Origin of the sequence: Pelagibacterium montanilacus (assembly GCF_003992665.1) — a bacterium.
Classification (GTDB): Bacteria; Pseudomonadota; Alphaproteobacteria; order Rhizobiales; family Devosiaceae; genus Pelagibacterium; species Pelagibacterium montanilacus.
In genome coordinates, this window is sequence record NZ_RZMX01000051.1 from 51,338 (window position 1) to 76,330 (window position 24,993).

Genomic DNA, 24,993 nt, shown 5'->3' on the forward strand with positions numbered 1-24,993 from the left:
GCGCCCGCACGTGCTAAGGCTCGATCAGATACCTGTCTATTTCCATCAAGTTATTCTCGCGTGAAGCAGCCTCTGGTTTTTTCAACGACCCCTCGGGGGGACGACACCGCCCGGCATGTGGCCCAGCTTCTGGGGTCTCCAGTCCATTTCTGCGGGCCGGGCCGGACCGATCCCGAACCGCTGGTGCGCGCCTCATACTGTGCGCGGACCCCGATCGTGGGCGTGTGCTCGGCCGGAGCGCTGATCCGGCTTCTGGGCGGGGACCTCGGGCCCAAGGCGGACGAGCCGGCCGTGGTTGCGGTTTCGGCGGACGGGAAGGTCGCCGTGCCCTTGTTGGGCGTGCATCGGGGAGCCAATGCCCTTGCCCGCTGGGTCGCCGAAGGGTTCCGCGGGATGGCCGGCGTCACCTCGCTTTCGGATTCTCTCTATGATTTTTCGCTCGAGGATCCGCCTCCGGGCTATGTGGTGAGCGACCTGTCCGCCGCCCGCGCCCTGATGGCGGCGCTCCTCAAGGGCGAGCGGCTGAACGTCGAGGGCCCATCGGGCTGGCTCTCGCTCGCTGGCTATCCCGTCGATCCGGCGGGGAGCCGCAAGCTGGTGATCACCGAGCGCGCAGGCGCAGCAAACGGGCTGGTGGTGCATCCGCGCACGCTGGTGGCCGGGATCGGGTGCTCTTCAGGCGCCGGCGCCGACGAGATCGCCGGCCTGGTGACCGCCGCGCTGGCGGCGGCGGGACTGGCGCGCCAGAGCCTTGCCGCGCTCGCGAGCTATGACAAGCTCAAGGACCATGACGGTCTGAAGGGCGCGGCCGCCCAGCTTGGCGTGCCATTGCGGGTGTTCGGCAAGCGCACGCTCGATGCCCAGGCCCGGCGGCTGGCCACTCCGTCCGAGGCGGTGGCCGGCACCACGGGGCTTGCGGGTGTCTGCGAGGCCGCGGCGCTCAAGGCCGGGGCGCTTGTCGTCCCCAAGCAGAAATCGGCCCACGCGACATGCGCGATCGGCCGGGCTGAGGACCCCATCGACCCCGAGGCGTTCGGCAAGGCTCCCTGATCAGGGCGCGCACATGGTCACAAGGACCGTGGGCAGAAGCGTCAATGCCGTAGCCCCGAATGCGGCCGCGGTGAGCCCAAACCCCAGATATTCGAGCAGTGGGGCCGGCTGGGTGGAGTCATCCCGCCGCGCTCTCCAGCGATGCCATGTCCACGATCCCAACGCGCTGAGCGCCAGAAGGTGGAGGGCAAAAAGCCCCAGCAGGACGTTGCGCTGGAGGCCCTCTGGCCAGCCAAAGGCGCAGCCGATGGCGTTGGTGCCATAGAGCACGACGAAGGCGAGAGACCAGACGACAAAGCCCAGAACGATCAGCAGCATCCGATGAGAGGGGACGGGCGAGGCGGGTTTCATCGCACCCCCGCGAGCATGCCGATCATCGCCGGCATGGCCAGTACGGCGATGATTGCGATGATTCCGGTCAGGGCCGTGTAATCGTGCCAGAGCTTTCCGATGCGCAGCTCGAGCTGCGCGCCCGGGACGATGAAGCCGCGCAGGACCTTGATCACCGCATTGGCGATGAAAAGCAGCCCGATCACCGCGTGCAGCGCGCCATAGCCCAGGAGCACCACGGAAGTGGAGACATGGGCATGGCTGGTGGGGTCGGGCATGGCGGCAATAGCCAGCGCCAGCAGCGCGATGACCGCGCAATAGACCACCGCCAGAGCCCCGAGCGGGACGAGTGGCGAGCCCGCGATGTTGGACCGGACGATGAGCCGTCCGAGAACGGGAACAAGCACGAACCCGGCCAGCGCGAAATAGCCGGAGAGTCCGAGCTCGACGATCTGTGCCGGGGGCCAGTTGGGCGCGACCAGCCAATTGTAGATCGAGCCGAACAACAGTGACGAGAACAGCGTGCCGTTGCAGACCAGCGCAAAGACCGTGGCCCACCAGGAGACCGGGCCATCCACTTCCGTATGGGGCGGCAGGGAGAGGCCCCTGCCCGCATCGAGCAGCCCGATATCGGGGCGAATGGGGGTGGCCTGGCTCCACCAGATGAACCCCAGCGCCACCAGCACCGCGAAAAAGAGCGCCACCCAGTAAAAGCCGAACAGCATCGAGAGCACCGCGCAGCCGGTGAGGATGGCCGAGACCAGCGGCAGATAGCTCGAATTGGGCAGGAGCGCGATGTGCTCGGCCCGCCCGGTGGTCATGTCGACCGCAAGCGTTTCCATGCGGCCTTCCCGGGTAAAGCCGAGATAGCCTTTGCCGGCGGCCAGCTCCGGGCCCAGGACGTTGACGTCCAGATCGTCGGCGCGGGCCTCGATATGGGGGATGGAAGCAAAATTATAGGAGGCGGGGCGGGTCGGCATCGCCCATTCGAGCGTCCCTGCCTTCCAGAGATTGCGCCGGAACTGCTTGCCGAAGCGGAACTGGAGGATCATGTCGGTGGCCACCAGCGCAAAGCCCATGGTGAGGATGAACCCGCCGACCGAGGACAGAAGGTTGAGCCAGTCCCAGCCAAAGGCGCCGGGATAGGTGTAGATGCGCCGCGGCATGCCCATCAGGCCCGTAAGGTGCATCAGAAAGAAGGTAAGGTTGAAGCCGACAAAGATCAGCCAGAAGGCTGGCACCGAAATCCTGTGCACCGTTTCCCGGCCCGTCACATGGGGCATCCAGTAATAGAGGCCGGCCAGAAGCGGGAAGACAAAGCCCCCCACCAGCACATAGTGGAGATGGGCGACCACGAAATAGCTGTCATGGGCCTGCCAGTTGAACGGCACCATGGCCAGCATGACCCCGGTCAACCCGCCCATGACGAACACCACGAAGAACCCGAAGACATAGAGCATGGGCACGGCAAACTGCGGCCGTCCGTGCGCCAGCGTCGCCAGCCAGGCAAAGATCTGCACGGCCGTGGGAATGGCCACCACCGCGCTGGCGGCGGAAAAGAACGCGAGCGCCAGATGCGGGATGCCCACGGTGAACATGTGGTGCACCCAGAGCCCGAACGAGAGGAACGCCAGCGCCACGATGGCAATGATGATGGCGCGATATCCGATGATGGGACGCCGCGCAAAGACCGGGATAAGGGTCGAGATCACCCCGGCAGCGGGCAGGAAGATGATATAGACCTCCGGGTGGCCGAACAGCCAGAACAGGTGCTGCCACAACAGCGGATCGCCGCCCCGCTCGGGATCGAAAAAGGGCATGTCAAAGGCGCGCTCGAGTTCGAGCAGGATCGAGGCGAGGATGAGGGGGGGAAAGCCCACCACCATCATCAGCGCAGTCACCAGCATGTACCAGGCAAAGAGCGGCATCTTTTCAAGCGACATGCCCGGGGCGCGGAACTTCAGGATCGAGACGGTGATCTCGACCGCCGCGCAAACCGCCGAGATCTCGACGAAGGTGACGCCCAAAAGCCAGATGTCGGCGTTGATCCCGGGAGTGTAGGGCTTGGATGAGAGCGGGGTGTACATGAACCAGCCGCTGTCGGGCGCCACCCCGAAGAACAGCGACCCCACGATGATGGTGCCCCCGAACAGGTAGCACCAGTACCCGAAGGCGGTGATGCGTGGGAAGGCGAGATCACGCGCACCCAGCATCTTGGGCAGAAGATAGATCGCCAGCCCCTCGAGCATGGGGATGGCGAAGAGGAACATCATCACCGTACCGTGCAGCGAAAAGAGCTGGTTGTAGATTTCAGGGCCCACGAACGCTGCCTGGGACGTTGCGAGCTGGGCCCGCAGCGTCATGGCGAGGACGCCCCCTATGGCAAAGAACACCATGGCGGTGAGCATGAAGCGCTTGCCGATCACGGTATGGTTGACCGCCGAAAGGCGCTTAAAGCCGCGGCCCGAGCGCCAGATCCTGTCGAGCTCCTTGTGCAGGCGGATGGCGCTTTTGGGGACAGCGGCCTCGTCGCTCGCCTTCATGAGCCCGCCTCCATGACGGCCTGTTGGTAGTCATCCGGCTCGTGCGCGATGATGGTGAACCTCATGTCGGTGTGGCCCAGCCCGCAAAATTCGGCACACACGCCCCGATAGGTCCCGGGCCGGTCGGCGGTGATGCGCACGATGTTCTCGTGGCCGGGGATGGCGTCGATCTTGCCCGCGAGCCTTGGGACCCAGAACGAATGAATGACGTCCCCGGAGGTGACCAGCACATCGACCGGCTCGCCTGCCGGGATGTGCAGCTCGTCGGTCGGAGCCGCGCCGGGATTGTCGGGGTAGGAAAACCGCCAGTCCCACATCACCCCGTGGGCCGAAACCCGCTGCACCCTGGGGTCGGGATGGGCAAGGATGCGTTCGCCGAGCACCAGGGCGTAAACGACCAGCGCGGTCAGCACCACCGTCGGCATGACCAGCCCGCCATAGAGCATCCAGCGGGTGCCAGCGAGCCGTGAGCCGAAGCCGGGGCGGATGTAGACGGCAAGCAGCAGGCCCATGACGAGGAGGAACAGAAGCGCCGCGCCGACCAGCATGGTCCACCAGAGCGTGGCGATCGATGATGCGGCCGGCCCCGCGGGATCGAGCGCGGAGAGCGGGCCCGAGCAGGCGCCGAGCACGATGGGCAGCGCAAAAGCCGGGAACGCCCTTGCGCAGAGACGCGTTGATCTGCGACGCTGGGATGCAGGAACACGGCAAGGGGCGCTATGGTCGAAGAGAAAGAACCCGTCAGCCCGGTCATGGCCGATCTGCGCGAGATGGATTTGACCTCGGCGGTCGCTGTCGCCGGCCATCCGCTGCACGCCATGAGCGTGCACTTTCCCATTGCGCTGGTGATCGGCACGCTGGGGATCGACGTGCTCTACTGGTTCTGGGGCGATCCGTTTTTCCTGCGCGCCGGCGTCTGGAGCGCGGGCTTTGCCTTTGCATTCGGCGTCGCCGCCGCTCTCGTGGGAACCGCGGAATTGCTGCTGGTCAAAGGCATCCGCTCGCGTGTGGGAAGCTGGACCCATGCGGTGGCCGCCATGACGCTGCTCGCCATCGCCGGCACCAATTGGGGCCTGCGGCTGGTGGCGCCCGAGGAAGTGCTGCCCCATGGGCTGGCGCTTTCGGTCCTGGCGTCGATCTTCACCGGGATTGCCGGGTGGCATGGCGGCAAGCTGGTGTTCGATCACGGTGTCGGCCTCATGGTATCACCTGACGAATAAGCGGGTCGAGCATGGTGCCCAGGGCGCCGGGCACAAAGATTTCGCCTGCAAAATCCATGGCATCGATCCGGGGCTTGGCCGACACCACAACCAGAATGCACGCGACGACCACGGTGGTCATGCCGGTGACCATCAGATAGCGCCATTTGGGATAGCGTCCAGCCTCTTTGAACAGCTTGAGGATCACGAGCCCGGTCAGCACGTGGATGATGGCCAGGAGGCCCACCAGGAACAGCTTGATCGTGAACCAGGCATCGAAGGTCTGCTGAAAGAAAATGAGCGCGGTTCCCGTGCCCACGGCGACGAAGGCCGCCGGCGAGACGATCACGATATGGAGGAACCGCACCATGGCGTGCATGCGGTGAAGGTCGCGGTCCTCGATCTGGTCGATGCGCTGGCGGAAGAGGAACGGCATGCAGATCAGCCCCGCCGCCCAGACCGAGATCGCCGTGATGTGGGCGATCTTGAGCACCGTGACGATCATTGAGCGGGCCTTGGCACGCGCGGCAGCAGCGATCCGGCCAATTGCCAGATGGCGACGCCCGCATAGGGCACGAAGGCCGGCACCCACATCAGGAGCCCTGCAAGCTGCTGATCGGTCAGCGGGGAGAGCCCGAAGGGCGCTGTGGTGCCGAAATGGGGCGCAAAGACCGGCTGGGGCGCAAAGACGAGCAGCGCGCCTAAGAACCCCATCTGCATAATGGTGGCCAGAAGTGCGAAGGCGCCACGCCCGTTGCGCGCGAAAGGTGAGAGCACGCCGCGCCAGAGCGCCCAGGCGCTGATCCCGAGCGTCGCCTGCATGAGCCAATAGGCGGCATGCGAGCTGAGGGCGAAGCCATAAGGCCCAGGGGCATGCCAGAGCCACACGATGGTCGCATGCCCGATGACCAGCGCCGAGAGCGGCAGCATGGGCCCGCGCCGCCAGGGAAAGGCGATGGCCAGAAGCGGCGCGATGCCGCCTATCAGCACCAGATGATGGGCGACGCGCGCGGAAAACAGCGCCGAGGAGAGAGCGCAGAGCGGGGACACGAACGCAAGCGCGATGAGCAGTTGCGCGCCGAGATTGGCGCGCAACCCCACCCGATCACGCCGACCTGCCACACGCCAGGCCAGAAACGAGGCCAGCATGGCAAGGATCAGGACGGGGTCGAGATTCCAGGCAGCCCAAAGATCGGCCGGCAGGGGCGCCGGTCCGCAATAGGGATCATAGGTGATCGATTGCACCGTCAGATGCGCCCCCTGCACGCTTAATGGTCCGCCGACCCACGCGGACTTTCACGTTGGCCTAACGCGGCAGGTGCGGATTCGATCCCGCGCGCAGGTGAGCATGCAGATTTCTATTGCAAAAATTTCCCGATTGTCGCTTTGGATTTGCGATCCGGCCCAGCGCCGCCCTCCCCCGGAACCGAAACCCGATGCCCGCCGCCCTCGTCGCTTCCTCGCTGTTTCCGGTGCTCGCACCGATCGGCCTGCTCATCGCCTCGAACGTCTTCATGACCTTTGCCTGGTACGGGCACCTGAAATTCCCCGGCGCGGCCTTGTGGGTGGTCGTGATGGCGAGCTGGGGGATCGCGTTCTTTGAATACTGGCTGGCGGTCCCGGCCAACCGGATCGGCTACGGGGTCTATTCGGGGGCCGAGCTCAAAACCATTCACGAGGTGATCTCGCTTTCGGTCTTTGCGCTGTTTGCGATCTTTTACCTGGGTGAGAAATTCACCCTCAACCACGTGCTGGGCTTTGCCTTAATCGCGCTGGGCGCGTTTTTCATCTTCAAAGGCCCATTGAAGTAAACCCTTCAAAAATGGGCGAGACGGGAGCCACCGCCGGCTCCCGTCTCTATGCCCGCACCAATCGGGGTCCGGCAGGCAAACCGGTTCAATCGGCGAGGCAATCGGCGAGACTTTGCGCCATGGTCTCGATCAGGGTGAAATAGAGTTCGGGGCCCTCCGGGATCGCGGCTCCCAGCGGGTCGAGCTCGCCGAGGCGCGCGCCGGTACCCTCTGCGATCGTGTCGATCACCTGGGGGGAAAATTGCGGCTCGGCGAACAGGCACACCGCCTCCTCGGCTTCGACCATTTCGCGGATTTCGGTCAGCCGGCCGGCACCGGGCGCCACTTCGGGATTGACGGTAAAGGTTCCGGAAGCCTCGATGCCAAAGCGCGCCTCGAAATAATGATAGGCGTCGTGAAACAGGAAGAAGGGCTTGCCGCGCACCGGCTCGAGCTGCTCGCCGATTCTGGCTTCCAATTCGTTCAGCCGGGCGGCGATCGCCTGGCCGTTGTCGTTGTAGATCGCGGCGTTTTCCGGATCGGCGGTGCCAAGAGCATCCACGATCGCAGCGACCATCAGGCGGGCGTTCTGGGGATCGAGCCAGATGTGGGCATCGCCATGGTCATGGTCGTGGGCATCGTCATCATGCTCGTGGTGGTCATGATCCTCGCCCTGGTGCTCATGGTCGTCGTCCCCGGGATTCTCGTGATCTTCGGCGTGATTGTGTTCGTCCCCACCGTGATCGTCGTGATCGTCGTGATCGTGATCATGTTCCTCGAAGCGTCCGCCCTCGCGCAGCTCGAGGATCGTCATGCCCTCGACATCCATCATCGCGACAACACTGGCGTCCGATGCAAGGGTCTGCAGTGCGCCATCGAGGAAGGTTTCAAGGCCGGCACCGATCCAGAACACAACTTCGGCGCCTTCGAGCCTGGCCGCATCGGAGGGGCGCATGGAAAACCCGTGCGGGCTGGCCGCGCCATCTATGAGCAGCTCGGGCTCCCCCACGCCGTCCATGACGCCTGCGACCAGGGAATGGAGCGGCTTGATCGTGGTGAGAACCTGAGGCGCGGCGAACGCGGGACTGGCTACCATCAGCGCGACAAGCGCGGCTCCGAGGACGAGCGGGCTGCGAAGAGGCATTGTGGCGGGCTCCTTGAAGGACTATGTTATGACATTACAATCTACGATGTAATGCTATAACGTTATGATAGAACGCATGCAAGAGCTTCTGCCCGGCAAATTCGCGCGCGCGGATGCCCGTCCCGGCGACGGCCCCCTGATCGCCATGACCAAGCTGGGGATCCATCGCGACGGTCGCTGGCTGGTGCGCGGGGTCGACATGACCATTGTGCCCGGCGAGATCGTCACGCTGATCGGGCCCAACGGCTCGGGCAAATCGACCACGGTCAAGGCCGCGCTGGGTGTGCTGACGCCCGACGAGGGCGAGGTGCGGCGGGCGAAGGGATTGCAGGTCGGATACGTGCCCCAGAAGACCGCTTTCGATCGCTCCCTCCCCCTGACGGTGGGCCGGCTGATGACGCTCAGCAGGCGGCGGAGCAAAGCGGAGGTGGCACAGGCTCTGGATCTCGTGGGTATTTCTCACCTCAGGGACGCTCAGGTGCAGGCGCTTTCGGGCGGAGAATTCCAGCGCGCCATGATCGCGCGCGCCATCATCGGACGGCCCGACCTGCTGGTGCTGGACGAACCGGTGCAGGGAGTGGATTTCTCCGGCGAAGTGGCACTCTATGATCTGATCGCGACCATTCGCGACGAAACGGGGTGCGGGGTGCTGCTGATCAGCCATGATCTGCATGTGGTGATGGCGCGCACCGACACGGTCCTTTGCCTGAACGGGCATGTGTGCTGCTCGGGCACGCCCGACACCGTGGCGGCCAGCACCGAATATGCGGCGCTCTTTGGTCCACGGGCGGCGGAAACCCTCGCGATCTACCGCCACCATCACGATCATGCGCATCTGCCCGACGGCTCGGTGCGGCAGGCTGACGGCACGCTGGCCTTCGATCATCACGCGCACGGCCCCCATTGCGACCATGAGCACGATCACACTGGCAGCAAGGCGCGCCAGGATGCTTGAGAGCTTTTTCACGCGCGCGATCATCGCGGGGGTGGGGGTCGCTGCGGTGACCGGACCTCTGGGCTGCTTTATCGTCTGGCGTCGCATGGCCTATTTCGGGGACACCATGGCGCACTCGGCCATTCTGGGCGTGGCGCTGGCGCTGTTCTTTTCGTTCAACCCGCTGGCGGGCGTCTTCGCCATCGCTGTTCTCGTGGCGGTGATCCTGGGTTTCTTGCAGCGACGCGGCACGCTCTCGTCCGACAGCCTTCTGGGCCTGCTCTCCCACTCGACGCTGGCGCTCGGCCTGGTGCTGGTATCGCTGATGCCCAATGTCCGGATCGATCTGATGGGCCTGCTCTTTGGCGACATCCTCGCGGTCTCGGTTGCCGATCTGGCTCTGATCTATGGCGGCGGCGCGGTGGTGCTGGGCGTGCTCGCCTGGCTCTGGCGCCCGATGCTGGCGGGCACGGTGAGCGAGGAGATCGCCCAGGCTGAAGGGTTTTCCCCCGAACGCACGCGGCTTGTGTTCATGGTGCTGCTCGCCGGACTGATCGCCATCGCGATGAAGATTCTCGGCGTGTTGCTGATCACCGCCATGCTGATCATTCCCGCCACCGCAGCGCGCCGCCTGGCCCGGACGCCCGAGCAGATGGCGATCTATGCCGCACTGGGGGGCATAGCCGCGGTTCTGGCAGGCTTGTGGGCCTCGCTGCATTTCGATACGCCATCGGGACCGTCCATCGTGGTCGCTGCCCTCGGGGTGTTCGCCCTCACTTCGCTGATCCCGCTCAAGAACAAGCCGAAGGATGCCTGAGATGTCCGGCCAGACCGACCTGACGCGCAACCAGACCCTGGTTCTCGATACCCTCACCAAGGCGGAGGGCCCCTTGAGCGCATACACGATTCTCGACCAGCTGCGGGGAGACGGACTGCGGGCGCCCCTGCAGGTCTATCGCGCGCTCGACAAGCTGCTCGAGAAGGGTCTCGCCCACCGGCTGGAATCGCTCAACGCGTTCGTGGCCTGCGCACACCCGCACTGCCACAAGTCCGGCCTGATCGCCTTTGCGATCTGCGAAACCTGCGGTCTCGTGCGCGAATTTTCCGACGAGGTGGTGCGCGCGCGGCTCGATGACTGGGCGGATCGCGAGGGTTTCGTGACGGCGCGGACGACGATGGAAATCCGTGGCACCTGCCAGCAATGCGCTTCTGGCTGACAAATTCGCGAGGCCCATTTCCTCCGCGCCCAATCCGTTATAATTTGACTAAAAGGGGGGATCGGGATCGATCTCCCGCATCAGGCCGTCGGGGGGATAGCCATGATTGCGCGGATGCTCCATGGGGGCACCGATACAGGAGTGCGCGAGCAAAAGAACGCTGAGCGGCCAAGGCTTAAGGCTGCCGGGCGGCCAGCGCGTATTTATGCCATCGGCGATGTGCACGGATACCTCGAAAGGCTTGTGGAGCTTGAGCGCCACATCCTGGACGACGGGACCGATTGCGCCGGCGAGCGCTGGATCGTCATGATCGGGGACTATGTGGACAGGGGCCCGCAATCGGCGCAGGTGCTCGATCATCTGCTGGCGCCCCTGCCCAAGGGCTGGCACCGCATCTGCCTGTGCGGCAACCACGAGCTGGCCATGCTGTCCGCCCTCTCGGACCATCGCGCCTTCCGGCATTGGCTCAGGCTGGGCGGTGAATCCACGCTGCGATCCTATGGTCTGGACGCCAAGAGCGTGCACGAGGTCGAGAGAGACTGGATCGGCGCCCGCTCGCGTCTGTTGCGCGCCATTCCCGCGGCTCATCGGCGGTTTCTCCAGACTCTGCCCGTGATGCTGGAAACCCCCGACCACATCTTCGTTCACGCCGGGCTGCGGCCCGGGGTGCCCACCGCGCGCCAGAGTGAGGAGGACATGGTCTGGATCCGGGACGCGTTCCTGGAGTCGGACCATGATTTCGGCCGCTGCGTGGTTCATGGGCACACTCCGGTCAAAGAGGCCCAGATCGGGCGCGGCCGCATCAATCTCGACAGCGGGGTCTATATCGGGGGCGTTCTGAGCGCGGTGCGGATCGAGGCGGGCACGGCGAGGGTGCTGACCAGCGCGGGGTAAAAACGGGGGGCAAGCGTGGACGAGGGACATATCGACTTGGGAGCGGCGCTGTCCGCGATATGGCGTCGGCGGGTGTGGGTCGCCGGTGCGACTGCGGCGTGCCTCGTGGCGGGGCTGATCCATGCCTGGGCGACGCCGGCCCGGTTCAGCGCCACGGCCCTCGTCTATGTCGACCCCCGTCCATCCAACCTGCTGGCCCCGGAGGTGGAATCGGCAGGCGCAACCGACATGGCGCGCATCGCCAGCGCGGCGGAAATCATGCGCTCGGACGCAGTTCTCGGCGCGGTGGTGCAAGCCGAACGCCTCGATGCCGATCCGCGCTTTGCAAGCCCCACCAGGGGACCGATCAATGCCGCCCTGAGCCTCACAGCGCGCCCGGCCGCGCCGGATCCGGCCTTGCGCGCACTCGATGGCTTGCGCGCTGCCACAGGCGTTGAGCAGCGCGGCCAGACCCATCTCGTTGCCGTTGAGGTACGCCTCGATGATCCGCAACGGGCCGCCCACCTGGCCAATGCGGTGGCCCGGACCTATATCGAGCAGGAAACGCTCGCGAGGACAGCCACCATCTTTTCGGCCGGCGAGATCCTGCGCGAGCGGGCCGAGCAGGCAGGACGGGCCCTGCAGACAACGCGCGGCGAACGCGACGCCCAGGGGGCTGCCCAAGGCGGTGCGGCGGCTGACCCGCGATCGGACCTCGACCCGGTGGAGGCCATTGCGCGCACCCATTACGAAACCCTTTTGGCCCGGTCGGTGGAATTTGCGGCCCGGACGGATCTGCAGATGCCCGATGCACGCCTGGTGTCCCCGGCCACGCCGCCCGCACGACCTTCGGGGACCGAACCGGCGCTGATCCTGGGGTTCTGGGGCCTGATCGGTCTGATGCTGGGCACTGGTGCGGCGCTGACGCGCGAAACCGTGGCCGGAGGCTTTGCCAAGGCCACAGTCATGTCCGGATGTCTCGGCGGTCGGCCGGTGATTGCGATTCCCGAGGAACACCTCGATTGGGCGGCGGACCAGTGGAGCCCTGCCGATATCGTTACGGCCGATTCCAGGGCGCCCTACGCCCAGGCGCTCCACCGGCTGCAATTGGCAGTGCGCTCGGCGCTCGACCGGCGCGGAGTCGGCCGCGGCGCCCTCATCGTGGTGTCGTCCGGCGCTCCAGGAGAGGGCAGATCCACCCTGGCGCTCGCCTTGGCGCGGTCACTCGCCATAACCGGGGCGCGAACGCTTCTGGTGGACGCAGACGGGCAGGCCGATTTCGCAGGCGCGCTGATCCCTGCTCCCAACGACGCACTGCCGTCCGACCGGGGGGCGCGGGCCATGAGCGACCTCCAGAGCCCTCTGGAGATCCTGCTCGCCCGCGGCTCTGCCGTGAACGATCAGCCCGGCCGGATTCCGGATCACGAGGGACTGGCGGGGGTCGTCGAGGGCGCGCGCCAGGGCTATGATTTCGTCGTTGTCGATACCCCACCGATCAGTCACGGGGTGGATGCACTGGCGCTGGGCAGCCGCGCGGACGCGATGGTTCTCGTGGCGCAATCACAGGATACGCCGCGATCGGTGGTCGAAGACGCGGTTCATGCCATCGAGACGACGGCCCCGGGGCTCGAGCTTGTGCTCGCGCTCAACCGAGCCCGTCCGCCCCGCCCGCGTTACCGCCCCGGCCCATCCACTTTCCTCAGATCCCGCACGAATCGGCCGGACTTGTCCTGATACCCGCGTGCGGCGGCCTCAAGCCCGCGCACCGCGTCCTGATCGAGGGTTCGCCGCACCTTGGCGGGGGATCCGATCACAAGGCTGTTGTCGGGAATTTCGGTGTTCTCGGTCACCAGCGCGCCGGCTCCGATCAGGCAATTGACCCCGATCCGCGCGCCGTTGAGCACGATGGCGCCCATGCCCACGAGACTGTTGCCCCCGATGGTGCAGCCGTGCAGAATCGCCCGATGCCCGATGGTGCAGCCGGCGCCGATGGTGAGGGGGAAGCCGGGGTCGGTGTGCAGCATGCACATCTCCTGGATGTTGGTGCCCTCCCCGATCACGATCGGTTCATTGTCCCCGCGCATTACGGCGCCGAACCAGACGCTGACGCCCGCGCCAAGCGCGATCGAGCCTATAATGGCGGCATCGGGAGCAAGGAACCCGATCCGGTCGGAAATGGAGGGCTCGCGGCCCTCGAAACTGTAAATACTCACGCTCTCATCCCTGACTGGCCCGAAGGCCGCAAGGGTAGGCGAAGGACGCATCTGATCAAGCGCTCATCTCATGGCGAGGAGGCAGGACGGCGGGTGGAGGACAATTGTGTGGACTTGGCGCAACAAGCGGGCGCAGGAATGGAAAAACTCACATAAACCGGCCACAATTGACCAACACAAGCATTAGATATCGCAAGGTTGCATCAGCCGCCCGCTCCGATCGCAACGTCATGGCGACGGGCGTATGGCGGCGTCAACGCCCGGCCTGGCCGGCACCTTGACGGCAGTATCACGCAGGAAAGACTCGGTTTCATGGATCTTCGCCTTTCTCCCGACGATCGGATCGACGACGGCAAGAAGCGCCGCGGTGGACGCAAGGCTGCGCCTGCCAAGGCCGGAAACGGCGACAAGCCGCGCCGTTCGTCCGGAGGCAAGAAGAAACCGTCCAGGCGCAGGCGCGGGATCGGCGGCTTTTTCGTCTCCCTGATCTATTTCGGATTCTCTGTCGCCATTCTGGGCGCGATCGCGGCAGGAGGGGTGGTTCTGTATTACGGCCAGGATCTGGGTTCGTCCGATACCTGGGAAGTGCCCCAGCGTCCGCCCAATATCCGGGTGCTGGCCTCTAACGGCCAGCTACTGTCCAACCGTGGGCAGACCGGTGGCGAGGCCGTTTCCATCCATGAATTGCCCTATTATGTGGGCCAGGCGGTGATCGCGAGCGAAGACCGGCGCTTCCGTGATCACTTCGGCGTCGACCCCTTCGGCCTTGCTTCGGTTCTCGTGGAGAGCGTTCAGGCCGGGCAGGTGACGCGCGGCGCGTCCACCATCACCCAGCAGGTGGCCAAGAACCTGTTCCTCACTCCCGACCAGACGCTGGGCCGCAAGGTTCAGGAAGCCCTGCTCGCGATCTGGCTGGAACGGAACTACACCAAAGACCAGATCATCGAGCTCTATCTCAACCGCGTCCATTTCGGCTCCGGGGCCACGGGGATCGAGGCGGCGGCCCAGACCTATTTCGGGGTTTCGGCGCGCAACCTGTCGCTCGGCCAGGCCGCGATGCTGGCCGGCATCCTGCCTGCGCCGTCCTATTACAACCCCCGCAACCATCCCGAGCGAGCCGAGGAGCGCCAGCGCCTGGCCCTCGCCAACATGGTCCGCGAGGGCTACATCACCCAGGAGGAAGCCGACGCCGCGTCGCTCGATCCGGCGCGCACGACCGCCCGGTCCGACCGGGTCGCGGGGGCCGAGTTCTACGTTGCGGACTGGGTCGAGACGTTGATGACCGCCTATCTGGGTGAGGTCCATGAGGACGTGGTGGTCTCCACCACACTCGACTGGGACCTGCAAAAGCATGCCGAATTCGTGGTGCGCGAAGCGATTCGTGAATATGGCGAAGCCCGCCAGTTCTCACAGGCCGCGCTCGTGGCCATGGACACCGACGGCCGCGTCAAGGCGCTGATCGGAGGCGTGGACTATTCCATGAGCCAGTACAACCGCGCGGTCACCGCACGGCGCCAGCCGGGGTCGACCTTCAAGCCCTTCGTCTATCTGGCCGCCCTCCAGCAGGGCTATACGCCCGATACGCTGGTCGTGGACGAGCCGCTCGAATATAATGGCTGGTCCCCGGAAAACTCCAACAACCAGTATGTCGGCCCGGTTCTGCTGCGCGACGCGCTGGCCTATTCGATCAACACCGTCGCGGCGCGCCTCGCGATCGACATCGGACCCGAGAACGTCGTCGAGACCGCCTATCGCATGGGCTTTACGTCCAACTTCCAGCCCGTGCCCGCCATCGCCCTGGGCACCCAGGAAGTGTCTCTGCTCGACCTCACGGCGGCTTATGCGCCCTTCGCCAATGGCGGGTACGGGGTGATCGCCAACGTCATCACCCGGATCACCACCTCCGATGGCGAAGTGCTTTACGAGGAAAATCCCTCAGGACCCGGTCAAATCCTGACCGACACGCAGGTTGGGATGATGAACGACATGCTGCGCGCAGGCGTGGAGGCTGGCACGGGCCGGAATGCGCAGATGGGCGGATGGCCCATGGCAGGCAAGACCGGAACCTCCCAGCGCAGCCGCGATGCCCTGTTCGTGGGCTATACCGCGAGCATGGTCGGCGGGGTGTGGCTGGGCAATGACGATGACAGCCCCACCAGCGGCATGGCCGGCGGCTCCGTTCCTGCGGAAATCTGGCGCGAGTTCATGGTTGAGGCCCATGAGGGGCTGACCGTTGCCGAGCTGCCCGGATCCTATGTCCGGCTTGCCGACCGTGTCGCCGATCCCAACGCAGCACCCACGCAGGCTGCGCCCGAGGGAGGGGTGCAGAACCCGGACGGCATCGGCAATATCCTCAATTCGATCTTCGCGCCCTGACGGCGCGGAGCAGATCACCTGATGGAAAAGCCCGGCTGCCCTTCCAGGCAGCCGGGCTTTCGCATTCAGGGCCCCGGCGCGGGGCGAGGCTCAGCGCGCTCGGCGCACCCTGACAATCACGTCCACATGGCTCACGACCATGCCTTCGGGCGCGTCGGGCAGGCCCGAAATCTCGATTGTATCGGAGGGGATGTCCTCGATCCGCTGCTCGTCCTCGATGAAATAATGGTGATGGTCGGTGGTGTCGGTGTCGAAATAGGACCGGGAGGCGTCCACAGAAATTTCGCGCAGCAGGCCCGCCTGACGGAACTGGTGCAAGGAGTTGTAGATGGTGGCCAGCGACACCTGCACGCCCGACCGCGCGGCTTCGGAGTGCAGTTGCTCGGCGTTGACGTGGCGATGAGTGCCCGAAAACAGCAATTCGGCGAGCGCGAGGCGCTGGCGCGTGGGCCGCAGCCCGGCCATCCGCAGCACCGCCATGAGGCAGGGCGCGCGCGATGTGGGGTGCGTTGCGCCGGGAAATGAAGTCATGGTCTTGGCGATATCCAACTCGGTACCTCTAGATTGCGCGGACTATAGTAATCCCGGGCGCTTTTCACAAGGCGCGCGGCAACACGAGCCCGTCAGCGGCACAGCCAGGGGCCTTCAGGAGGGGACGGATTATCCACTGCGCGTTCTGCGCGCGGAACCACTGGGCCCGGTAATGATTGCCTTGCCGATCCTGCGAGACTAGACTCGCGGTCCGTGAGCGTTCGCCAGGCGACCGCGAAGCGGGCTTTCATATGAGACAACCGAGAGGCTTTCCATGAGCTTGCGCGTTTCGGGAAAAAACATGGACGTCGGTGAATCGCTCCGGACCAGAGCCGAAGAGCATTTCGATGCCGTCGTCGCCAAATATTTCGATGGAGGGTATGATGGCCACCTGACCCTCGAGCCAGAGGGCAGCGGATTTCGGGCCGATTGCCTTGTCCATCTGGACACGGGCGTGGTGCTGCAGGCCAGCGCCTCCGCCCATGAGGCCATACCCGCCTACGAGGCAATGGCCGGGCACATCGAAAAGCGGCTGCGCCGCTACAAGCGCAAACTCAAGAATCACCGTCGCAACGCCAATAACGGCCCTTCGAGCGACTATGCCTCCTACGTGCTGGCAGCACCGAACGACGAGGAAGAACTGGCCGAGGATTTTTCCCCGCCAGTGATCGCAGAGAGCACTTCGAGCCTTCGCACCATGAGCGTGGGTGAAGCGGTAATGGAAATGGACCTGATGCAATCGGACGTCATTGTGTTCCGCCATGCTGGACATGGAGGCATGAATGTGGTTTACCGCCGCGCCGATGGGAATATCGGATGGATCGATCCGGCCCTTGCTCCGACATAGGTCGAGCACTCAGTCGCCAGACACAAGACACCACAAAGGCTTTTCTCAATGCAACTTGCTGACATCCTGTCGCAGGACTCGATCATGCCCTGCGCAAAGGTCGCGAGCAAGCGCCAGCTCCTGCAGCAGCTTGCCGAGCGTGCTTCGGCGCAGGTGGGGATAGACGCACAGGTCATCTTCGATACGCTGCTCAGCCGCGAGCAACTGGGCTCTACAGGCCTGGGAAGCGGCATCGCGATTCCACACGGCAAGATCAAGGGTCTGCCTGGCGTCACCGCGGTATTCGCGCGGCTGGCCCAGCCGATCGAGTTCGATGCTGTCGACGATCAGCCTGTGGACATCATCGTGATGCTGCTCGCTCCGGAAGGGTCGGGCGCCGACCACCTCAAGGCGCTGTCCAAGGTCGCACGCCTGCTGCGCTCGGAGGGGATCGTGGACCGGCTGCGTTCGACCAAGGACCCGGCCAAGCTGCGCGATATCCTCACAAGTTCGCTTGAGACCACGAACGCCGCCTAGGGCGCCTCCAGGAAAGGTGGAAACACTTTTCCGGGTCCGAGATACGACACTTGGAGCTCGAGTTCTGATTCGATCAGAACTCGAGACGCTCTGGAGGCGGCACGACCGCGCTGCGCGGGCGGCGCGGTCCAGAATCCCGGTTCAGAGCCCGGGAAAGATACGGGACGCGAGGCTCCGATCCCCGAACACCCAGAAATACCCGTTGGCAAAATCCACGTCCTGGCTCTGGTTGCGCTTGTCGTAGCCGAAGGGACGCCCTTGCGCGTCGAGAACCAATCCGCCCGCGGCGCGCACGATGGCGTCACCGGCAGCGATGTCCCATTCCATGGTCCGGCCAAGGCGGGGATAGATGTCGGCCTCGCCTTCGGCGATCAGGCAGAATTTGAGCGAGGAGCCGACCGCACGGGCTTGTGCCACACAAAGGCCCTCGAGCCGCGGCTCGGAGACCTCGCTGGCGTGGGACCGGCTGCCCACGAGCACGAGCCCAGCATCGGGTGCCGGGCTGCGCGTGCGGATGGAACTTGCCTTGCCCATCTTGCCAGCCTTGCAGGTGGCTGTGAACGCGCCGTCCGGGCCACCCCACCATAGCCGTCCGAGCGCGGGCGCGCAGATCATGCCATGGGTGGGCACGCCGTCCTCAATGAGCGCGATGTTGACGGTGAACTCGTCATTGCGCGCGATGAACTCCTTGGAGCCGTCGAGGGGATCAACCAGGAAGAACCGCTTGCCGGTTGCAGGCACACGGCCCGCCGCCACGGCTTCTTCGGCAATCACGGGGATATCGGGAAATGCCACGGCGAGGCGGTCGAGAATCAGGGCTTCGGCGGCCGTGTCGGCTTCGGTGAGCGGGGAATTGTCGGCCTTGGTTTCCACCGAAAAGGCTCGCCCGTAGATATCGAGTATGATCGCGCCCGCCTCGAGCCCGATCCCGCACAGTTTTTCCAGCACCAGCCCGCACCCTCCCCGCATCACCATACGCCATGGGCGCGAGGCCTATCACAGGCTTCGCGCCCGTGCCAGCGCACGGCGTGATCAGGGCTCCCGCTCTGAATGCATCAGATCAGGAGCCCTCACTCATTGCGTCGTCGCATTCCCTATCGGAACAGCGTTGCCGCCGTTCCCGGGAGCAATTCAGGCTGCACGCCGAGGACGCCGGCGACTGGTGCGGCCGGAAGGCCGCTCGTCGGCGCGCTTGGGCTGCTGGGCCTGGACGGGACGGCCACTCTGGCCGCGTCCCTTGCCTTTGCTCTTGCTCGATGCGCCGCGGCGGGAGGGCTCGGGACGGGTGCCGCCAACGGTCGGGACGGTGATCCCCATGAGCTTTTCCACGGCGCCGAGAAGATCGAGTTCGGCTGCGGCGCACAGGGCAACGGCCTTACCATCGGCTCCGGCGCGTGCGGTGCGACCGATCCGGTGGACGTAGTTCTCGGCCACTTCGGGGAGGTCGAAATTGTAGACGTGGGTGACGCCGGGGATATCGAGCCCGCGCGCTGCCACGTCGGTGGCGACCAGAACCCGGATGGTGCCGTCACGGAACGCCTTGAGCATGCGGTCGCGCTGTCCCTGGCTCTTGTTGCCGTGGATGGCGCCTACCGCATAACCGGCCGATTCGAGCTTTTTGGCGAGCTTGTCGGCCCCGTGCTTGGTGCGGGTGAAGACCAGCGAAAGGGAATCGGTCTCGGCGCCCAGCAATTTGGAAAGCAGGCTGATCTTGTCTCCGGTTTCAACGAAATGGACCGTCTGGTCGACCTTGTCGGCGGCCTTGCCCGGAGCGGCAACCTGCACGCGGACCGGATCGGTGAGATAGGTGCGCGAAATCTCGACCATCTGGGCAGGCATGGTGGCCGAGAACAGAAGCGTCTGGCGCGGGCTGCCCAAAAGCCGGGCAATATCGCGCAGAGCGTGGATGAAGCCCAGATCGAGCATCTGGTCGGCTTCGTCGAGGACGAGATAGCGGGCCGAATCGAGCCGCACGGCCTGGCGCTTGACCAGGTCGAGCAGGCGGCCGGGGGTGGCCACGAGAATGTCCGAACCGTGCGAGAGCGTCCGGATCTGGCCATTGATCGACATGCCGCCGACCACATGATTGACGCGGATCGGCGTGTCGCGGACCAGCGCGCGCAGATTAGTCGCGATCTGGTTGACCAACTCGCGGGTTGGCGCAAGGATCAGCGCCTTTACGGTGCGAGGCGCGGGCCGGCCGGGCGCGGCGAGCAGATGGGTGATGAGCGGCAGCCCGAATGCCGCGGTCTTTCCGGTTCCGGTCTGGGCGAGGCCCATGAGGTCGCGACCGGCCAGAACGTGAGGGATGGCTTCTGCCTGAATGGGCGTCGGCTGGTCGTAACCCAGCGCCGCCACGGCATCGACCAGACGGGAGTGAAGGCCCAGGGCCTGAAAATCTTGCAAAGAACTTGTCCTTATGGCGCACGGCAGATGCCATGCCTGGGCGCGCCGGCCAATGGCCAGCCAGCGTCCGATGAGCGGATACCGGCGCACGCTGCCGCACGGCTTGTGCAGCATTTCGCGAGCCGATCGAAACCCCGCGTGATGTGGGAACCGTTGTGGAAGGGGCGCCGCTAACCCCGGATGGGGGCGCGCCGCGCAAGCCGTTATCTGCCTGAAAAGAACCTGCGGAGGGCAGGATGTGGCGCGGGCGCTCACGCGGCGCCCTCAGCGACTCTGTGCTGCACATATCGTTGAGACGGCCCCACAAGTCAAGGGACTTCGCATGCCCCCCCTTCACAGGGGGGCGACGCACCACCGGCCCATCCTTATTCTGCACGCTCCAATTGCATGCCGGGATCGCTTCCATGCTCGAGTTTCTCGCCATCTCTGCGGGCCTGTTCTATCTTGTGGGAGGTCTCTACCTGCTTTGGGCCATGCGGCTGGACGGTTGGGCCGATGCGGTGCTCGAAGCGCTCGATGCGCCCGACGCCCGGGCCGAGAAGCGGCGCACCATGCTGCTGCGGCTGGGCGGCGGGCTGACTGTGATCTCGGGGCTATCGCTGGCAACGCTGAGCCCGCTCTCGCCCCTGGTCCTGGGCGCGGGCGCCCTGGCCTATAGCTGTTATCTCGTCTGGTCGGCGCGCCATCTGCCGCCCCAGGACGCCGAAGAGGCCAGGGGCAGGCGCAGCACGGTGAACGCCTATATCGTCTATCTCGCCGTCACGGCGCTCACTTTTTTCCTCCAAGCTGCAGGGAGCTGGCGGGCGCTGCTGGTGCCGGGCGACCCGGCACCGGGCGCTGCGATCGAGCTCGCCACGATGGTGGGGTTGGGCGGGCTTGCCGTCTGGGCATCGGCGCGCGGCGGACCGTCCCCGGAATGGCTGGCCTCGTCATCCGCATCGATGCCCGAGCCGGGTCAGGACGCGCCCATGGACGAGGTCCTTGTCGATGGCCGGGCGCGCACGGTGGAAGGCGCCACACGCCCGACCAAGCTCCGGCTGACGCCGGAATACCAGTGCTGGCCGACATGGGACCATGACGAGGGGCTTCCGGTGGATCCCGTAAATCTTGGCCTTTCGGATGCGCTCGTTGAACGGATCAAGGCCTGGGACGACCGGTTCCAGGCGATCTGGGACCATGAGGATCCGTTCGGGTGCTGGTTCGAGGATGTCGAGGCCGAGATCGTCTGGGCAGAGGAAGGCAAGGCGATCGCCGCGGTTCTCGGGCGCGAATGGCCCGGACTGTTTGTCGACAACCTTTCCGGCCTGCGCCAGATGCTGGCCTCGCATTCCGCCGGTCTGCCCCGGGGCCAGTCGATCCCGCTCGAGCGCGCGCCCGATATTGCGCGCTCGTGCGGCCTCTTGGAGATCGAGGAGGTGTTTGTCCGACTCGACCGCCTGGCGCGCGAGAAACTGGCCCTTCCCCAATGGGACGGGGACAGCTCGGACGACATCTCCGAGGGCCAGCATTTCTTTGCGCAGGTTCTGGCCCATGTTCCGGACCGCTACCGCGACCGCGTGTCTGAGCTCTGCAGAAGCGCCGATCCGGAAACCCGGCGCTGGGTCGACGTCGCGCTGGAAAATCCGGTCTCCGTGCGGTCGCGCTGAGGCGCGCCCCGCCCGGCGGCAAAGCCAGCGCGTGGCCAGGAGGACGGACGGCAAGATTTTCTAATGCAGATCGTCGGCACGCATTTCGCGTTCTGGCCAAGTGGACCCTCTCCGCCTATGGTGCGACAAAATTCATCGGAGGAGTCATTTGATGAAACTCGAAACTCTCGCCCTTCACCACGGCTACAGCCCCGAGCCCACGACCAATTCGGCGGCGGTGCCCATCTACCAGACCACGTCCTACACGTTCAACGACACCCAGCATGGTGCGGACCTCTTTGACCTCAAGGTCGAGGGCAACATCTATACGCGCATCATGAACCCCACTTCGGCCGTGCTCGAGCAGCGTGTGGCCGAAATGGAAGGCGGCATCGCGGGTCTGGCGCTGGCGTCGGGCATGGCCGCCATCACCTATTCCATCCAGGCGATCGCCGGGGTTGGCGACAACATCGTCTCTGTCAGCCAGCTCTATGGCGGCACCTATAATCTGTTCAAGCACGCCTTGCCCCGCCAGGGGATCGACGTGCGCATGGCCGAGGGCCACGACTACGAGGGGCTCGAAAAGCTCATCGACGACAAGACCCGCGCGCTGTTCTGCGAATCGATCGGCAACCCTGCCGGCAATGTCGTGGACATCGAAAAGCTCGCCGAGATCGCCCACCGCCATGGCGTGCCGGTGATCGTCGACAACACCGTCGCCACGCCCTATCTGTGCCGGCCCATCGACCATGGGGCCGATATCGTGGTGCACTCGCTGACCAAATATATCGGCGGGCACGGCGTTGCCATCGGCGGAATCATCGTGGATTCGGGCACCTTCGACTGGGTGGCCAACAAGGAGCGCTTCGCGGTTCTCAACGAGCCCGATCCGTCCTATCACGGCGTGATCTACACCGAGGCGCTCGGGCCCGCGGCCTATATCGGGCGCTGCCGCGTGGCGCCGCTGCGCAATACCGGTGCTGCGCTCTCGCCGCACAATGCCTTCCTGATCCTGCTGGGCCTTGAAACCCTGGGCCTGCGCATGGAGCGCCATTGCGAGAACGCGCTGGCGCTCGCCAAGCATCTCGAGAATCATCCCAAGGTCACCTGGGTCAACTATGCGGGTCTGGAGTCCAGCCCCTACAAGGCCGTCTGCGATCGGATCAGCAGCGGCAAGGCCTCGGGCATCGTGAGCTTCGGGGTTCAGGGTGGCCGCGAGGCGGGCGGCAAGTTCATCGACGGGCTCAACATGATCTACCGTCTGGTCAATATCGGGGACGCCAAGTCGCTGGCCTGCCACCCCGCAACCACAACCCATCGCCAGCTCAGCCCTGACGAACTCAAGACGGCGGGGGTATCCGAGGATCTGGTGCGCATTTCGGTGGGCATCGAGAACATCGACGACATCATCGCCGATGTCGATCAGGCACTGGCGGCGATCTAAATCGATCCCAACGCAGAAAGGGGCCGAAGCACTGCGCTTCGGCCCCTTTGCTTGTGCGCAGGCCGCAGTCCGAAGCAAAGAAAAAGGGCGCCCGGATAATCCGACCGCCCCTATCGTTTTGTCTCTAGAGCGTACCCTGTTCTGATTGAATCAGAACAGGGGCTCTAAGTCCTTGATTGGTCGCGTTTCCGACCCGAAAAAGTGTTTCCACTTTTCCTGGAAACGCGCCAAGCCCTTCGGCGTGCGCTGGCCGGGGCGCCCTGCCCCACCCAGCCAGCCAGCTATCAGCGCCGGTCCGGCTCGATACGCTTGGTCGGCGAGCCCACCACGGCACTGTAGGCCTCCCAGAACTGGGGTGAGCGCCCATGGGTATCGCCGAGCTCCCAGGCAAAGCGGACAACAACCTCGGTGCAGGTGTTGCAGAGCTTGGACACCTCGTCGAAATCATAATTGCGCGGCTTGGCATCGTGCAGAGCATCATGAGCCCAGCGGATCAGTCCGAGCTGCGCGGGATTGCCCGAAACCGCCGCATCGGAATGAAGCGCCTCGTTCTCGGTCTCGAGGATTTCCTGACGCGCCATCATCTCGTCCATGCGGACGCTCATCTGCTCCATCTGGCGGCGCAGGGTGTTGCGCTCGCGCACAGCCATGTCGCGGCTGCGCTGAAGCTCAGCCATCGCCCTTTCGTACCGGGCGGCCATCTCGCGTGCAGCCTCGGCATCGACGAGCTGGGTGACGCTGATGCCCTGCTCCTCGTCGCTCGTTATCGGCGCCTGGGAGAAGGACCAGAAGGTGTTTCCGCCGTGCTCGATCGCAGCCATCCAGGCCACGACTTCAGGCTGGGGCGGCGAAAGCCGCTGGGGCACACGCGAAGGCGCGGCGCGGGCAACTGCCTGACGGGGGTCCTGAGTGGCCTGGGGAGCGGGCCGTGTCCGGGGCGGCGGCGGGGGGGCGGTCATGCGCGGGGGAGCGGGAGGCGGAGCGCGCCGCTGAGGCGCCCTCTCGACCCGCTGAGGCTGCGGCTCTGCATGGTGCTCGGGTTCCTCAAGCTCTTCGCGTTCGCCATTGGCAGCGAGAATGTCGGCGAGAAGATCGAGTTCACTTTCCGATTGAAGCGCACTGTCCTGTTCGGGCCGGGCTTTCTCCTCAGCCGCATTGCGACGAGCCGCGCGTGCGCGCTCGAACGAAATCCGGTGAATGTTCTCCATCCCCCACCCCCTTGTCAGAATCGTCCCTACGATGGTTCTCTCGATATCATCAGGCAACCCGGCAGCGCAACGGTTTTTGCCGCGCGAGCGGCCCGTTAGCGTGATGTGGTGCGCTAACGCCTCAACTCGTAGAGGCGGTGCTGGCCGCCCCTGGGGGCGAAGGCCATGAGGTAATGGTCCGGGGCCAGCCGGTAAACCCAGGCCAAAGCGTCGCGCTCGGGGTCCGGCGAGCCGGCCATGTGAGCGCTGTGCAGCCGAGGCTCTTCGTCCCGGTAATACAGCGCCCCGGCAAACAGATAGCGGTCCTGGCCCGTATCGGCCATGAGCCCGCGATGGCGCTGGGATCCGCTGTTCTTGTCAAAGACGAGGGCCCGACCTTCCCGATAGATCCGGGCAGGAAAGTAGGGGTAGCTATAGGCACCCAGCCCGTCGACGAGCAGAGTGCGCGCGCTCCAATCCCCCACGATATCGCCCGGATCGCCGAGGGGCCGGGTTTCCATGTTCACCAGGGCGAGGACTTGCGCGGCTGCCTCCGCGATATGCTGCTCGGGCGCCTCCCCGAGGTCGGCGACCGCGTCGGGCAGCGCCTCTTGCCAGCCTTCGAGCCTATCGAGTTCCCCGGCCCCCACGGCCGTCTCAAGGGCCAAATGATAGGGTGGGTCCGCCTCCTGATCCTGGGCGAACGCCGGGGCACAAACCATGGCAAGAACGGCCGCCAGCCGAACGATCAGATTGGGCACGATGTTC

At 65.2% G+C, this 24,993-nt stretch carries 25 protein-coding genes; 13 read left to right on the forward strand and 12 right to left on the reverse strand.

Translation table 11 applies throughout. The annotated features are described in order from the left end of the window. The first annotated feature begins 60 nt into the window (after nt 1-60). Nucleotides 61-1,050, forward strand: coding sequence for a cobalamin biosynthesis protein (locus EO136_RS13790; RefSeq protein ID WP_127144979.1), 990 nt, complete (start codon nt 61-63; stop codon nt 1,048-1,050). On the opposite strand, the gene EO136_RS13795 is transcribed toward EO136_RS13790, so the two are convergent. From EO136_RS13795 to coxB, 3 genes are read right to left on the reverse strand one after another with little or no spacing between them, the layout of a single operon-like run. Continuing rightward, complete coding sequence (locus EO136_RS13795; protein ID WP_127144980.1) at nt 1,051-1,401, reverse strand: hypothetical protein; 351 nt, start codon at nt 1,399-1,401, stop codon at nt 1,051-1,053. It abuts the gene before it with no gap. Next, entirely contained in the window at nt 1,398-3,923 is a 2,526-nt protein-coding gene (gene ctaD / locus EO136_RS13800) for a cytochrome c oxidase subunit I (protein WP_127144981.1), read from the reverse strand. Before ctaD ends, EO136_RS13795 begins: the two co-directional genes overlap by 4 nt. After that, on the reverse strand, nt 3,920-4,555 hold the full coding sequence (coxB, locus tag EO136_RS13805) for a cytochrome c oxidase subunit II (protein WP_246018381.1): 636 nt from the start codon (nt 4,553-4,555) through the stop codon (nt 3,920-3,922). The genes ctaD and coxB overlap by 4 nt, the downstream gene beginning before the upstream one ends. An 87-nt stretch (nt 4,556-4,642) precedes the next feature. Here coxB and EO136_RS13810 point away from each other — a divergent pair, with 87 nt between their 5' ends. After that, nucleotides 4,643-5,143: a DUF2231 domain-containing protein gene (locus EO136_RS13810; RefSeq protein WP_127144983.1), complete on the forward strand. Its 501-nt coding sequence runs from the start codon at nt 4,643-4,645 to the stop codon at nt 5,141-5,143. Here EO136_RS13810 and EO136_RS13815 read toward each other — a convergent pair. Next, complete coding sequence (locus tag EO136_RS13815) at nt 5,121-5,627, reverse strand: CopD family protein (protein ID WP_246018382.1); 507 nt, start codon at nt 5,625-5,627, stop codon at nt 5,121-5,123. The genes EO136_RS13810 and EO136_RS13815 overlap by 23 nt on opposite strands. Beyond that, nucleotides 5,624-6,388 (reverse strand): cytochrome c oxidase assembly protein, encoded by a 765-nt coding sequence (locus EO136_RS13820; RefSeq protein WP_246018383.1) that lies wholly within the window; start codon nt 6,386-6,388, stop codon nt 5,624-5,626. Before EO136_RS13820 ends, EO136_RS13815 begins: the two co-directional genes overlap by 4 nt. 170 nt (nt 6,389-6,558) lie before the next feature. Here EO136_RS13820 and EO136_RS13825 point away from each other — a divergent pair, with 170 nt between their 5' ends. Next, nucleotides 6,559-6,933 carry a DMT family protein gene (locus EO136_RS13825; protein ID WP_127144984.1) on the forward strand — a complete coding sequence of 125 codons (375 nt, stop codon included), beginning with the start codon at nt 6,559-6,561 and terminating at the stop codon, nt 6,931-6,933. 85 nt (nt 6,934-7,018) lie between these two features. Here EO136_RS13825 and EO136_RS13830 read toward each other — a convergent pair whose 3' ends face one another. Continuing rightward, the gene (locus tag EO136_RS13830) at nt 7,019-8,056 is read right to left on the reverse strand and encodes a zinc ABC transporter substrate-binding protein (RefSeq protein WP_127144985.1); all 1,038 of its coding nucleotides are present in this window, start codon (nt 8,054-8,056) and stop codon (nt 7,019-7,021) included. A 76-nt stretch (nt 8,057-8,132) separates the two neighbouring features. Between EO136_RS13830 and EO136_RS13835 the strand changes: the two genes are divergently transcribed. The 5 genes from EO136_RS13835 to EO136_RS13855 all read left to right on the forward strand — a co-directional run bounded on the left by EO136_RS13835 (nt 8,133) and on the right by EO136_RS13855 (nt 12,814). Then, complete coding sequence (locus tag EO136_RS13835; RefSeq protein WP_127144986.1) at nt 8,133-9,011, forward strand: metal ABC transporter ATP-binding protein; 879 nt, start codon at nt 8,133-8,135, stop codon at nt 9,009-9,011. Then, nucleotides 8,968-9,807 carry a metal ABC transporter permease gene (locus EO136_RS13840; protein ID WP_206513337.1) on the forward strand — a complete coding sequence of 280 codons (840 nt, stop codon included), beginning with the start codon at nt 8,968-8,970 and terminating at the stop codon, nt 9,805-9,807. The genes EO136_RS13835 and EO136_RS13840 overlap by 44 nt, the downstream gene beginning before the upstream one ends. A 1-nt stretch (nt 9,808) precedes the next feature. Then, nucleotides 9,809-10,207 carry a Fur family transcriptional regulator gene (locus EO136_RS13845; protein WP_127144987.1) on the forward strand — a complete coding sequence of 133 codons (399 nt, stop codon included), beginning with the start codon at nt 9,809-9,811 and terminating at the stop codon, nt 10,205-10,207. Nucleotides 10,208-10,309: 102 nt separating this feature from the next. Next, nucleotides 10,310-11,101: a metallophosphoesterase family protein gene (locus EO136_RS13850; RefSeq protein WP_127144988.1), complete on the forward strand. Its 792-nt coding sequence runs from the start codon at nt 10,310-10,312 to the stop codon at nt 11,099-11,101. Between the two features lie 15 nt (nt 11,102-11,116). Continuing rightward, nucleotides 11,117-12,814, forward strand: a complete 1,698-nt coding sequence (locus EO136_RS13855; RefSeq protein WP_127144989.1) for a Wzz/FepE/Etk N-terminal domain-containing protein — start codon at nt 11,117-11,119, stop codon at nt 12,812-12,814. Here the strand turns inward: EO136_RS13855 and EO136_RS13860 are convergent. Continuing rightward, the gene (locus tag EO136_RS13860; protein WP_127144990.1) at nt 12,754-13,293 is read right to left on the reverse strand and encodes a gamma carbonic anhydrase family protein; all 540 of its coding nucleotides are present in this window, start codon (nt 13,291-13,293) and stop codon (nt 12,754-12,756) included. The genes EO136_RS13855 and EO136_RS13860 overlap by 61 nt on opposite strands. A 312-nt stretch (nt 13,294-13,605) precedes the next feature. Between EO136_RS13860 and EO136_RS13865 the strand changes: the two genes are divergently transcribed. After that, the gene (locus EO136_RS13865; protein WP_127144991.1) at nt 13,606-15,669 is read left to right on the forward strand and encodes a transglycosylase domain-containing protein; all 2,064 of its coding nucleotides are present in this window, start codon (nt 13,606-13,608) and stop codon (nt 15,667-15,669) included. Nucleotides 15,670-15,759: 90 nt separating this feature from the next. Here the strand turns inward: EO136_RS13865 and irrA are convergent, their stop codons facing one another. Next, complete coding sequence (gene irrA / locus EO136_RS13870; RefSeq protein WP_281280382.1) at nt 15,760-16,200, reverse strand: iron response transcriptional regulator IrrA; 441 nt, start codon at nt 16,198-16,200, stop codon at nt 15,760-15,762. A 274-nt stretch (nt 16,201-16,474) separates the two neighbouring features. Here irrA and hpf point away from each other — a divergent pair, with 274 nt between their 5' ends. After that, the gene (gene hpf / locus EO136_RS13875; protein ID WP_127144992.1) at nt 16,475-17,047 is read left to right on the forward strand and encodes a ribosome hibernation-promoting factor, HPF/YfiA family; all 573 of its coding nucleotides are present in this window, start codon (nt 16,475-16,477) and stop codon (nt 17,045-17,047) included. Between the two features lie 48 nt (nt 17,048-17,095). Next, nucleotides 17,096-17,563 carry a PTS IIA-like nitrogen regulatory protein PtsN gene (gene ptsN, locus EO136_RS13880; RefSeq protein WP_127144993.1) on the forward strand — a complete coding sequence of 156 codons (468 nt, stop codon included), beginning with the start codon at nt 17,096-17,098 and terminating at the stop codon, nt 17,561-17,563. A gap of 141 nt (nt 17,564-17,704) precedes the next feature. On the opposite strand, the gene cysQ is transcribed toward ptsN, so the two are convergent. Together cysQ and EO136_RS13890 are read right to left on the reverse strand one after the other, a co-directional pair. After that, nucleotides 17,705-18,511 carry a 3'(2'),5'-bisphosphate nucleotidase CysQ gene (gene cysQ, locus EO136_RS13885; protein WP_246018385.1) on the reverse strand — a complete coding sequence of 269 codons (807 nt, stop codon included), beginning with the start codon at nt 18,509-18,511 and terminating at the stop codon, nt 17,705-17,707. A 183-nt stretch (nt 18,512-18,694) separates the two neighbouring features. Continuing rightward, entirely contained in the window at nt 18,695-19,969 is a 1,275-nt protein-coding gene (locus EO136_RS13890) for a DEAD/DEAH box helicase (RefSeq protein WP_127144994.1), read from the reverse strand. 404 nt (nt 19,970-20,373) lie between these two features. Between EO136_RS13890 and EO136_RS13895 the strand changes: the two genes are divergently transcribed. Together EO136_RS13895 and EO136_RS13900 are read left to right on the forward strand one after the other, a co-directional pair. Next, nucleotides 20,374-21,615, forward strand: a complete 1,242-nt coding sequence (locus EO136_RS13895; RefSeq protein WP_127144995.1) for a hypothetical protein — start codon at nt 20,374-20,376, stop codon at nt 21,613-21,615. Nucleotides 21,616-21,766: 151 nt separating this feature from the next. Beyond that, the gene (locus tag EO136_RS13900; RefSeq protein WP_127144996.1) at nt 21,767-23,038 is read left to right on the forward strand and encodes an O-acetylhomoserine aminocarboxypropyltransferase/cysteine synthase family protein; all 1,272 of its coding nucleotides are present in this window, start codon (nt 21,767-21,769) and stop codon (nt 23,036-23,038) included. A 284-nt stretch (nt 23,039-23,322) separates the two neighbouring features. On the opposite strand, the gene EO136_RS13905 is transcribed toward EO136_RS13900, so the two are convergent. Both EO136_RS13905 and EO136_RS13910 read right to left on the reverse strand, forming a co-directional pair. Continuing rightward, the gene (locus EO136_RS13905; RefSeq protein WP_127144997.1) at nt 23,323-24,246 is read right to left on the reverse strand and encodes a hypothetical protein; all 924 of its coding nucleotides are present in this window, start codon (nt 24,244-24,246) and stop codon (nt 23,323-23,325) included. Between the two features lie 113 nt (nt 24,247-24,359). Beyond that, the gene (locus EO136_RS13910) at nt 24,360-24,986 is read right to left on the reverse strand and encodes a DUF4893 domain-containing protein (RefSeq protein ID WP_164730609.1); all 627 of its coding nucleotides are present in this window, start codon (nt 24,984-24,986) and stop codon (nt 24,360-24,362) included. Nucleotides 24,987-24,993 lie beyond the last annotated feature (7 nt).